9 protein-coding genes are annotated in these 12,363 nt (G+C 40.2%); all 9 read right to left on the bottom strand.

Annotation, left to right across the window (positions count from 1 at the left end; translation table 11 throughout):
* Positions 1-56: 56 nt before the first annotated feature.
* Positions 57-854, bottom strand: coding sequence for a purine-nucleoside phosphorylase (locus ACQV2Q_RS02890; protein WP_428874794.1), 798 nt, complete (start codon positions 852-854; stop codon positions 57-59).
* Between the two features lie 9 nt (positions 855-863).
* Positions 864-2,030, bottom strand: coding sequence for a phosphopentomutase (deoB, locus tag ACQV2Q_RS02895; protein WP_428873721.1), 1,167 nt, complete (start codon positions 2,028-2,030; stop codon positions 864-866).
* Between the two features lie 22 nt (positions 2,031-2,052).
* Entirely contained in the window at positions 2,053-2,973 is a 921-nt protein-coding gene (gene xerD, locus ACQV2Q_RS02900) for a site-specific tyrosine recombinase XerD (RefSeq protein WP_428881870.1), read from the bottom strand.
* Positions 2,966-3,838, bottom strand: coding sequence for a CvfB family protein (locus ACQV2Q_RS02905; protein WP_428881872.1), 873 nt, complete (start codon positions 3,836-3,838; stop codon positions 2,966-2,968). Before ACQV2Q_RS02905 ends, xerD begins: the two co-directional genes overlap by 8 nt.
* A gap of 239 nt (positions 3,839-4,077) precedes the next feature.
* Positions 4,078-5,835 (bottom strand): pyruvate kinase, encoded by a 1,758-nt coding sequence (gene pyk / locus ACQV2Q_RS02910; protein WP_428881875.1) that lies wholly within the window; start codon positions 5,833-5,835, stop codon positions 4,078-4,080.
* A gap of 18 nt (positions 5,836-5,853) precedes the next feature.
* Positions 5,854-6,825: an ATP-dependent 6-phosphofructokinase gene (locus ACQV2Q_RS02915; protein ID WP_428873726.1), complete on the bottom strand. Its 972-nt coding sequence runs from the start codon at positions 6,823-6,825 to the stop codon at positions 5,854-5,856.
* A 91-nt stretch (positions 6,826-6,916) separates the two neighbouring features.
* Positions 6,917-10,264: a DNA polymerase III subunit alpha gene (dnaE, locus tag ACQV2Q_RS02920; protein ID WP_428881877.1), complete on the bottom strand. Its 3,348-nt coding sequence runs from the start codon at positions 10,262-10,264 to the stop codon at positions 6,917-6,919.
* 29 nt (positions 10,265-10,293) lie between these two features.
* Positions 10,294-11,331: a tRNA preQ1(34) S-adenosylmethionine ribosyltransferase-isomerase QueA gene (queA, locus tag ACQV2Q_RS02925; protein WP_428873728.1), complete on the bottom strand. Its 1,038-nt coding sequence runs from the start codon at positions 11,329-11,331 to the stop codon at positions 10,294-10,296.
* Positions 11,332-11,344: 13 nt separating this feature from the next.
* On the bottom strand, positions 11,345-12,349 hold the full coding sequence (gene ruvB / locus ACQV2Q_RS02930) for a Holliday junction branch migration DNA helicase RuvB (protein WP_428873729.1): 1,005 nt from the start codon (positions 12,347-12,349) through the stop codon (positions 11,345-11,347).
* Between the last annotated feature and the right edge of the window lie 14 nt (positions 12,350-12,363).

The following is a 12,363-nucleotide window of genomic DNA, read 5'->3' on the forward strand; positions in this document are numbered from 1 at the left end:
TCCTTGAGATATTACCATGCAAAGACTGAAATTTCAACTTAAAGCTTTACAAAGTCCTATATTTGTTCAATCACTTGATAAATTAATTGCTTAAATCGTGGTTTCACTTCTCTAGAAACAGCCATCACTTCTTGGTGGTTAAGTGTCTCCTGCATACCGGCTGCATAGTTGGTAATACAAGACACTCCCAAGACTTCCAGCCCAGCATGTCTTGCTACAATAGCTTCGGGAACAGTAGACATTCCCACTGCATCGCCCCCCATCAAACGAATGGCTCTAATTTCAGCTGGGGTCTCATAAGAAGGACCGGTCATCCATGCATAAACTCCCTCTTGTAAACTAAAACCTAAACTTTTAGCTGTTTGATGTAGCAATTGAATGCCTCTTTTACTATAAGTTTGACTCATATCAACAAAGCGCGGACCTTGTGGATTGTTTTTACCAATCAAAGGATTTTCGCCTGTAAAATTAAGTTGATCCTTGATGACCATTAGATCTCCAGGTTTAAAACTATTATTAACCCCACCGGCTGCATTTGTAAGAATCAAACTTTCGACCCCTAATTCTTTAAAAATCCGAATCGGAAAGGTGATTGTTTCAAGGTCATAGCCTTCGTAATAGTGAAAACGTCCTTGTAATGCTATTACTTTTTGTCCAGCTAGGCTGCCATAGACCAATTGACCAGCATGACCTTCAACAGTTGATACTGGAAAACTTGGGATAGCTTCATAAGGGATTTTAACCGGATTTTTAATTTCATCTGCCAAATCTCCTAAACCAGAGCCTAGAATTAAACCAATTCGAGGGGCTACCATACCGTGGTCTTTTAAATATTCTAAGGTTTTTTGATACATAATCTTCTCCTATTTTAATTGTGCTAAAAACGACTGTCCTTGATCTGTCTGTTTAACACCAAAGTTATCAGAAATAGTGGCCGCGATATCAGCAAAGTGCTGCGCTTGTAGTTCACTTGCCGCTTTAAACTTTTTAGAATAGGCCAATAAAGGCACATATTCACGGGTATGATCGGTTCCCTTATAAGTCGGATCATTACCATGGTCGGCTGTGATTAATAACAAGTCCTCTTCATTCATGGCTTGAATTAGTTCAGGAATGCGGGCGTCGAAGTCTTCTAAGGCTTGACCATAGCCTTGAGGGTCACGACGGTGACCATATTTGGCATCGAAGTCCACTAAGTTAGTGAAAGATAGGCCTTCAAAATCTTCCCCCATGACCTTGAGTAATTGATCGACACCGTCCATATTGGACTTAGTGCGAATCGCTTGAGTAATACCCGCTCCATTAAAGATGTCATTAATTTTGCCCACTGCAATGACCGATTTGCCGTCATCTTTTAAGAAATCAAGGGTCGTTTTGCCAAAGGGATCCAAGGCATAGTCATGACGATTGCTGGTTCTTTCGAAATTACCTATTTGACCGACATAAGGTCGGGCAATAATCCGACCAATCATGTAAGGATCTTCCAGAGTAATCTCACGGGCATATTCACAGACCTTGTAAAGTTCTTCTAAAGGAATGACTTCTTCGTGGGCAGCAATCTGTAAAACAGAATCGGCTGATGTATATACAATTAATGCCCCCGTTTCTAATTGCTCGGGTCCTAATTCTTTAATAATTTCGGTTCCAGAAGCCACCTTATTCCCAATTACCTTACGCTTAGCAAATTTTTCTAATTTTTCAATCAACTCTTGTGGGAAACCAGCTGGAAAGACTCTAAAGGGCTGGTCGATATAAAGACCCATCATTTCCCAGTGGCCAGTCATGGTGTCTTTACCAGCTGAACGTTCTTGTAATTTAGTCCAGTAGGCGGAAGTTTGATCGACGGCTTCTACCCCTTTGATGGTGTCAATTTTACCCAGACCCATTTGAGCCATATTTTTTAAGTTTAAATCAAAGTTTTCGGCAATGTGGCCTAAGGTGTGAACGTTAGAGTCTCCAAATTCTTCTGCATCGGGTGCTTGTCCAATTCCGACAGAGTCCATAACGATTAAGTGTATTCTTTTAAACATTTTATTTCCTCCTTTAATCGCATCAAGCGCGTGGAAAGTTCTTACGGTAAACTTCCTGTAAGCGGTGATGTGAAATATGTGTATATATTTGAGTGGTCGATATGTCTGCATGACCCAACAGTTCTTGAACCATGCGTAAATCGGCACCATTTTCTAACAAATGAGTGGCAAAAGAGTGCCTCAACATGTGTGGTGAAACTCTTTGATTGACTCCTGCTTGTTGAACATATTTATTAAGATTTTTCCAGATGCCTTGGCGGGTGAAGGCCTTTCCTCTTTCTGTTAAGAAGAGAATCTGGCCTGCTTGAGCAGTCTTTTTACTAGCAAAAACACCTCGGGCATCTTGTAAGTATTGATCAACCCAATAGATGGCTTCATCCCCTAAGGGAATGATTCTTTCCTTATTGCCCTTACCTAAAGTTTGAACAAAACCCAAGTCTAAGTGTAAGTCAGCTAACTGAAGCTGAGTTAATTCACTCACACGTAGGCCACAAGCATAAAGGACTTCTAAGATGGCTCGGTCTCTTAAACCGGTTAAAGTGGCTATATTCGGTGCTTGAATAAGGGCTTCCACTTCTTCCATTGATAGAACTTTAGGTAGGCTTTTGGCTTGCTTGGGTCCTTGAACTAATTGCAAGGGGTTTTGCTGGATAACCCCTTCTTTTAACAAATAATGAAAAAACTGTTTCATAGCTGATAAAAGCCGTGAAGTAGAAGATGTGGCATAATTTTGCTGGTGTAAATGGGCTAAAAACCCTTGCATGTAGCTATAATCGATTTGGTCTAAGCTTTGTGTAGCATGGTCTTGATGGTAGTCTATAAACTTTTTTAAATCTCTTACATAGGCTTGGATTGTATTTTTTGATTTGACTTGATCAATTTGTAAATAGCGCTTAAAATCCGCTAAATAATTTTGTAACTGTTGATTGACCACCTTATTCATTTTCTGACGTCACCAAGTAAATCCCCTGATTAGCCTCTTGACGAATTTGCTTATTCTTCATTAAGGAACCAACCGCGCGCTTAAATTGTCCCTTAGAAATACCAAATTCTCGCTTAATAGCTTCAGGATCAGACTTGTCGTGAAAAGGTAAGAAATGATTGGGCGTCTTTTCTAATAGACGTATTAACATAGTCGCATCATCGCTAATGGCTTCATGGGCTCTTGGTTTTAAGGACAAGTTTAAAGACCCATCACTTTGTACCTTGACTACCCGTCCCTTGATTTTTTGACCCAAACGCGGGGGTAACATCCATTCGCTCTCATGTATAAAGCTGCAGAAGTTCTCTTTAGAAATTGCCAAAGCTCCTACTAATTTCAATTGAAAAATGGTTACTTCTAAATCTTGATTCATCAAACGGTCAGCTGCCTTGATAAACAATTCTTCCATCTGGTCAAAACTTGCTAATTCGCCCCAAAAACGGTTCTTATTATCCACAGTCATTGTCAAGTAGAGCTGGTCCCCTTTTTGAGGCCATTGACTTTTATCATCTGGTAAATTATCCAAAGAAACTACTAGGTCCTTTTGATAAAGTCCAATATCCACAAACACACCCAAGTCTTTACGTACTTGAGTTACTGTGCCCCAATCATAGTGACCACTAGCTGCCTTAGGGATGTCTAATTGAATACGGGCCTCACGATTCATATCCTCATAAATAAGCCCTTTAATTTGGTCGCCTAAGTGATAACTTTGACCTTGGATTTGATCCTTGTCTAAGCGAAAGGTTGTCCCTTCCACTTGCGCAAAATAACTGTTTTCATTCTCGTCACTTATCTTACATTCGGTAATTCTTCCTAATTTCATCTTTCATTCTCCTATCTGATCAAACTCTCTTCAAGCTGATTGAGCTATCCTAAAGTAAAGACCGACTCTATCCTAAGCAAAAGACAATTAATTCTAGTCGCTTAGTCTTCTATTAACAATTTTAACACATTCTGTAAGCAAAGAGAAAAGATGGCAAGCAAAAAGACATTTCTTCAGCCCATCAATAAATAAGCCAAGAAATGTCTTAAAATAAGTGTCTTAGATAGAACTCTGCTATACTAGATGGATACCGTTGCTCCGCGATAGATAATTCCACGACGAGCATCCACAGTAATCAGTTCATTTTGTTTAATAGCTTCCATAGCACCTTCTACTGCTACTACTACCGGTATGCCTCTTTCTAAGCCAAGAATAGCGGCATGGGAAGTAATACCTCCGCTTTCACAGATAATAGCGCCCACTCTTTCTAAGGCTGGAGTGTAATCACGGTCGGTCTGGCTAGTGACTAATACAGTATCTTCTTTGACATAAGCATTAGCCTCTTCAGCGGTATGAGCAATCACTGCCTTACCAATGAAGTTGCCACTGCCAACACCTTGTCCTTCAGCTAACTTGGTTCCAATTAATTGAATCTTCATAATGTTGGTCGTGCCTTTTTCACCAACCGGAACGCCCGCAGTAATGATAATCAAGTCGCCTTCTTTAGCAAAACCTTGCCTTACTGCCATGGCTGAAGCAGAATCTAACATCTCATCGGTTGAATCAGGCTTACCAATAACGAAAGGTTGAACCCCCCACACCAGTGTGAGTGAACGTTGTGCTTCTTCCTCAAAGGTAGCTGCTAAGATATTAGAAGACGGCCGGTATTTAGCAATCATACGTGCCGTATAGCCAGAAGAGGTTGCTGCCACGATGGTTTGAATCCCCAGATTACGAGCAGTATGTCCCACCGCTTGACCAATAGCTTCAGTCAAGTCTGACTGATTGAATTTCTTCAAGGTAAAGGCATCCTGACCTAATAATTGTGATTCAGTCCGTTCACATATCTTAGCCATCATTTTCACAGCTTCTAAAGGATAATCCCCTGCCGCTGTTTCCCCAGAAAGCATGACAGCATCCGTTCCGTCAAAAATAGCATTGGCCACGTCTCCTGCTTCGGCTCGTGTAGGTCTAGGGTTTCTTTGCATAGAATCTAACATTTGTGTAGCTGTCACGACTGGAATACCTGCTCGATTACATTTCTTAATAATCATTTTTTGAATAAGGGGCACGTCTTCTGTTGGCACTTCGACCCCTAAATCTCCGCGGGCAACCATAATCCCATCCGATACTTCTATAATTTCATCAATATTATCGACACCCTGCCGGTTTTCAATTTTAGAGATAATCTTAATATTGGTCTTGTTTTCTTCTTCTAGAATAGCACGTATTTCCATCACATCATTTTGACGGCGCACAAAGGAGGCCGCTATAAAGTCAACATCTTGACGCGCGCCAAAACGAATATCTTGCTTGTCTTTTTCAGTGATACCCGCAATATTTAAAGAAATACCTGGTACATTAATACCCTTTTGTGATTTTAAGACACCTGAATTGACTACCACACAAGCAATTTCCTTGGCTTGATCATCAATGGCTTCAACTTCCAATTCAATTAAACCGTCATCAATTAGAATAAGCGAACCGATAGTCACATCATCAATTAAGCCTTCATAGGTGATAGAAAACTTATCAGCACTACCTAAAACCTCAGTCATCGCTATCCGGATTTTATGACCTTTTTCTAATAGAATGCCATTATGTTCCATCTTATGCGTTCTTATTTCAGGTCCCTTGGTATCTAATAAGATACCAGCTATAACACCGGCTTCTTGACGGGCCTCTTTAAATAAGTTGATATGGTTTAATTGCGATGCTTGATCACCGTGAGAAAAATTAAAACGGGCTACATTCATTCCTGCGTGAAGCAGATCGACCATTACTTTCTTTGATTGAGTTGCCGGCCCCATTGTGCCAACGATCTTTGTTTTCTTCATATTAACTCCTTTTCATGCTCAATAGCGATCCGTTAAGCTACGATTAATTTCGTACAAATCATCTCTTACTTTGTGCTTGGATTTGGTTAAGGTTTCAACGATGTCACAAACGGATAATTCTTCATTGGTAATGCCGACGAAAATACCCGATTGTCCGTGAAGAATTAAATCCACTGCCTTAGCACCCATTAATGTAGCAAAAACACGATCACGACCTGTTGGATTACCCCCTCTTTGAATGTGGGAGAGGTTAACCCCACGAACACTTTGATCAGGGGCTTCTTTTTTGTATTCTTTGATAAATTCTTCCACACCCATGACACCTTCGGCTAACACGATTAAAGCATGGTCTTTCCCATGACTAAGAGCCGTATTGACTCTGCGAGCAATGTCACCGATAAAGAAATCTTCTTCAGGAATAACAATGGCATCGGCTCCCACAGCCACTCCGGCCCATATAGCAATATCCCCCGCGTTACGTCCCATCACTTCGACTACAAAGGTACGGTTATGTGAGGCCGCTGTGTCAGAAATTTTATCGATGGCTTCAATCGCTGCCGACATGGCAGAGTCAAACCCTATCGTATATTCGGTCCCTGGAATATCATTATCAATGGTTCCTGGAATACCAATAGCTGGAAAACCTAATTTAGTAAGAGCTAGAGCTCCTTGGAAGGAGCCATCTCCTCCAATAACAATTAAGCCTTCAATTCCTAGGGATTCCATTTGTTGAATGGCTTTTTTTTGTACTTCTAACTGTTTAAATTCAGGGTACCTGGCTGAATAAAGGATGGTTCCTCCTCTACGAATGGCATGAGTGAGGTCGTTGATCCCTATTTTCCTATATTCACCTTCCACTAAACCTTTAAAACCGTGTTGAACACCTACTACCTCAATTTGATGATGGAGGCCCTGTTCAACAACAGCTCGAATAGCGGCGTTCATTCCGGGAGCGTCACCTCCACTTGTTAGCACTGCTAAACGTCTCATAAGTCACCTCTTCTTATTCATTAACTCTCTTAATAATATTTTAACATGAATTAAAAAGCCTGTCCGTTGATATGATTATCAGTCAGATTCATTATTTAAAATAGACATTATTTTCTCCAAAAAGAGCTTTTAACTCATCCACCACCCGATCTGCCATAGAAATATTATATAAAGACTCTAATTTCCAAGCATTGCGGTTGGCATCGACCATGATTATTTCTAAAGGACCTGGGTTTTCTACCGCTAAAGCTTTTAATTTTTCCACTAATTGCTGACTAGAAGCCCCGGCTAGTAATTTAATAAATACTTGACGAATTGGTGATGAATGGGATTGCTTTTCATCTTCTGGTAAGGGCAGTAATTTATCCAAAACAATTTGTGGCTGACCTTGTCGATCTAGGCTTAGTTGGCCTTGCAAAGCCACCACTTGACCCTCTTTGAGCTGGTGGCCAAATCGTTGATAACTTTCAGGGAAACTAACCAGAGAAATATTTTGACTGCCATCATTGAGACGGTAAAAAGCCATCTGGTCTTTTTTCTTAGTTTCAATGACTTTCATGTGCTCGATATAGGCTAGAACTTTTACTTTTTTACCTTTAGGCATTTTTAAGGATTTTAAAGCTCCAATAGATAGAAAGCTTTGATCTCCTTCAATCAGTTTTAAAAACTCATCAATAGGATGGCCAGCTAATTGCAAGCCTAGTACTTCACGTTGACGCTTGAGTAAATGGGCTTTAGGCCACTCTCTGACCAAATTAATTTTAGGTTCAATCTCTTTTAATAAGTTAATATGATTGCCTGAAATCTTGCGAAATTGAATAAAATGTTCTAAGTTCTCGGTCAAGGTCGCTCGTGTGTAGCCAAAGGTGTCGAGTGCACCGGCATCTATTAGCGCTTGAATTAAATTGGTCTTTAGAAATTTAAGGGGCATCCGTGATAGAAAGTTTTGGAAATCGGTAAAAGGCCCAGCTAAATTGCGCTCATCTAAAATGACTTGACAAAAATCATGTCTGAGTCCATTGATAGCCATTAAACCAATTCGAATAGCCCCTTTTTCAATTTTAAAATTAGTATGTGAGCGATTGATATCCACCATTAAAAAGGGTCCTACCGTACGTTTGGCATCTAATAGGTATTCATCCAAACTTTGATGAATTGATCGCCCATGGTTTAAGAGGGCTGTAAAGAACTCTAATGGATAGTGAACCTTTAAATAAGCTAGTTGGTAGGCCAAAGTCGAATAAACAGCAGCGTGCGCCCGATTAAAACCATAATTGGCAAATTGATAAATATAATGGAAAACTTGCTGACTGGTTTGACTATCCAGTCCACGCTCTTGACAACCCTTTAGAAAAGCAACTTGTTGGTCTTTCATTAGGTCCATCTCTTTTTTACCCATGGCTCTTCTCAAGAGGTCGGCTTGCCCTAAACTAAAACCAGCCAACTTTTGGCAGATTTGCATAACTTGCTCTTGATAAACGATAATTCCGTAGGTTTTTTGTAAAATTCCTTCTAAAAGCGGATGGATATAATCAATTTTTTCCTTACCATGCTTGCGGTTGATAAAATGAGAAATTTGTTGCATAGGCCCCGGTCGGTATAAAGCATTGACTGCGATAATATCTTCAAAACTTTCCGGTTTTAATCTTCTTAAAACTTGGCGAATTCCTTCAGATTCAAACTGGAAGACTCCTTGGGTGTTAGCTTCTTGGAAAAGTCTTAAAGTGGCTGAATCCTCACGATCAATGGCATCGATGTCAATGGCTAAGCCTTGATTTTGCTTAATTAAATTCAAAATAGTATCTAGGATTTGTAAGTTTTTCAAGCCCAGAAAGTCCATTTTTAACAAACCTACTCGTTCGACATCTTCCATATCAAATTGCGTAAGCTGTATTTGGCCTTCTCTTGTTGTAACGGGCACCCAGCGACTCAAATCTTGATCGGCAATCACAACTCCTGAAGCATGGGTAGAAGTATGTCGTGGCAAGCCCTCAATGGTGAGAGCAGTTTTAAAAATTTGTTCATTTACAGAATCTTCAGCAATTAACTGTCTTAAAGCGCTAGACTTTTGATAAGCATCCTGCAAGCGGATGGACACTTCAGTTGGTATGGTCTTGGACCAGCGATCTTGCACCATTTTAGGATAGGACAAGACTCTGAGGGTGTCGCGTAGTGATTGCTTGGCCCCAAAACTACCGAAAGTCACCAATTGAGCTACCTGCTGGCTGCCATATTTTTGGGCGACATAACGAAGCACTTGGTCTCTTTTATCATCTGGAATATCGATATCAATATCGGGCATATTGTAGCGTTCAGGATTTAAAAAGCGTTCAAAGAGTAAATCATATTCTATCGGGTCTATCTTAGTAATTCCTAATAGATAGGCTACTAAAGAGCCAGCAGCAGACCCTCGCCCTGGACCCGTTCGGATATTATATTCATAACAAAAGGCCATAATTTCCCAAACAATTAAGAAATAATCATTGAAACCCATTTGATCGATGGTAGTTAATTCATGGTCTAAGCGTTCTTGATAAATGGGCACTTGATCAACTTTTAACTCTGCTAGCTTGTTTTGACATAGGTGTTTTAAATAGTCTTTAGCAGCTATATTATTTGGTGTTTTAAATTTAGGTAGGAGCGACTGATTAATGGGCAGCTGCACTTGCATACGTTCTTCCAAAGCATGACTATTGGTGACTACCTGCTCCAGTCCCTTTTGTAAATACAAGTCTTCTAATTCATTACGGCCGTATAAATAATGAGACGTCCGATAGGTCATAATTGAAGGATCCAAGCTTTCACCGCGATCAATCGCTTGTAAAATCCTTATAGCAAAACCTTCTTCACTGGTGAGACTTTCGACTGCTTGGTTACAAACCATCTTTAATTGGTGGTTACGAGCAAATTGAGATAGCCATGAAACTTCTAATTCATTGAAGGGATAAATCGAAAGTCCTAGATAAAAATTGTCTTGCGGAAAAATATGAAGCCAAGACTGAAGAATCGCTTGTCCTGCTTCAAAATTCTCATGTAGAAGGGCTTGTTCTAATTCTCCCTTCTTGCCGGCAGTAATGATAACCAATGATTGGCTAGCTTCTTTCATCAGATGATCAATTTGCTGATAATCTGGATGGCTTTGGTTGATTAATTTAGAAAGTTGAATCAAAGCTAAATAGCCCTGGTAATTCAGGGCATAAAGAATTATAGGATAGCTTTGACTTTGGTCCAGGCGTCCCGGCAAGTTCAAGCTAAGCCCTATCATGGCATGAAGGTCTGCTTTTTGGCAGGCTAGGTAAAACTTAAGACTAGCATGTAAGACTCCTTGATCGGCTAAGCCAAGATGCGTGTAGCCTAGGGACTTAGCTTTAGCTACATATTGATTTAAATCAAGGGTGGATTGCAATAAAGAATAAGAGCTACGAACATTGAATAGCATTTGCTTTTCTCACCTTCCACTGTGTTTATTTAGAGAATGAACATCGCATCTCCAAAACTAAAGAAACGATATTTATGATCCACTGCATGTTGATAGGCTTGTAAAATTTTATCGCGATCATAAAAGGCTGAAACCAACATAACTAAGGTTGATTGCGGTAAGTGGAAATTAGTAATTAAATGATCAACTGCTTGAAATTTAAAACCTGGCGTGATAAAAATATCCGTCCAACCAGAAGCTGGCACAATTTGCCCTTGATGGTCACGTGCAATTGTTTCCAAGGTGCGCACAGAGGTTGTACCGACTGCTGTGATCTTGCCACCTCTTTTACGAATGTTTTGAATTTTTTCAGCCGATTCTGGGCTGATTTGATAATATTCAGCGTGCATTTGGTGTTGGTCAATCTTTTCTACAAAAACAGGTCGGAAGGTTCCCAAGCCAACATGCAGCACAATCGGAATAATCTCAATGCCTTTATTTATTGCCTCTTGCATTAGTTCTTGAGTAAAGTGCAAGCCAGCTGTTGGAGCAGCGGCCGAACCATTTTGCTTGGCATAGACCGTTTGATAGCGATCTGGATCATCCAATTTTTCCTTTATATAAGGTGGTAAAGGCATTTGACCTAGGGATTCTAACACTTCTAGGAAAACACCTTGATAAGAAAACTCAATAACTCTTCCTCCGTCTTCCTTATGTTCGATAATTGTTCCCACTAATTGGGCTTGGTCGCCAAAATGTAAGACGGTCCCTAAACGAGCTCTTTTACCTGGTTTAACTAGACATTCCCATTGGTCACCTTGGGTGTTTTTTAATAAAAGGACCTCAATATGTCCCCCGGTATCCGGTTTAACGCCAAATAAACGCGCGGGAATAACTCTGGTTTCATTAATTACTAAGCCATCCCCAGGCTTTAAATAATCAAGCATATGTTTAAAGTCTGTATCGATTGTTTGCTGACTTTGACGGTCTAAGACCAACATACGCGATGATGAGCGGTCCTTTAAGGGAGTTTGAGCAATCAATTCTTCTGGTAAATGATAATCAAAATCTTTAGTTGTATAAGTCATCGTTTTCTTCTTTCTATTTTTCTTTCAGGGGATAATTTAAATGGCGATATGTTAATTCGGTAACCATCCGTCCTCGAGGCGTACGCTTAATAAAGCCTTGTTGGACAAGATAAGGTTCATACATATCTTCCAGGGTCACGATATCTTCTCCAATATTGGCAGCAAGGGTGGCAATTCCAACCGGTCCTCCACCATAAAATTCAATCATCGTCTTTAAAAGTTTACGATCAAGCGGGTCTAAGCCTAAAGCATCAATTTGTAAGACTTTTAAAGCTTCTTTGGTATCCTTGATATGAATATTGCCATCGCCATGAACTTGTGCAAAATCACGCACCCGTCTTAACATACGGTTAACTATTCTTGGCGTGCCACGACTTCTTACGGCCAATTCTTTACTGGCTTGATCATCGATGTCGATTTGAAAGACTCTAGCAGACCGTTTAACGATTTTTTCTAAATCTTTGACCTCATAGTACTGCATGTGGGCCATAATGCCAAAGCGATCACGCAGGGGTTGAGTAAGCATCCCCGCCCGTGTGGTTGCTCCTATTAAAGTAAAGGGTGGCAATTCAAAATGAATGGGCTGGGAACTAGCTCCTTGTCCAATAACAATATCGACATAATAATCTTCCATGGCTGAGTAAAGTACTTCTTCAACAATGCGAGGTAAGCGGTGAATTTCATCAATAAAAAGAATATCGCCAGCATCCAGTTCATTAAGAATGGCTAATAAATCACCCGGTCGCTCAATAGCTGGGCCTGAAGTTGTTTGAATTTTAACGTCTAACTCATTGGCAATCACCATGGCAAGAGTGGTTTTACCTAAGCCAGGAGGCCCATAGAGTAAGACATGATCGAGCGCTTCTGATCGCTTCAAGGCTGCTTGAATATAGACATTCAATTCGTTTTTAACCTTCGATTGACCGATATAATCTTTTAATAATTGGGGTCTCAAAGTGGTAAGCTGTTGATCATCTTCACTCAAGCTTTCACTTGATACAAATCTTTCTTGATCCATATTGATTCCTTTCT

It is taken from the genome of Facklamia sp. P12950 (assembly GCF_050409465.1).
GTDB lineage: Bacteria > Bacillota > Bacilli > Lactobacillales > Aerococcaceae > Facklamia.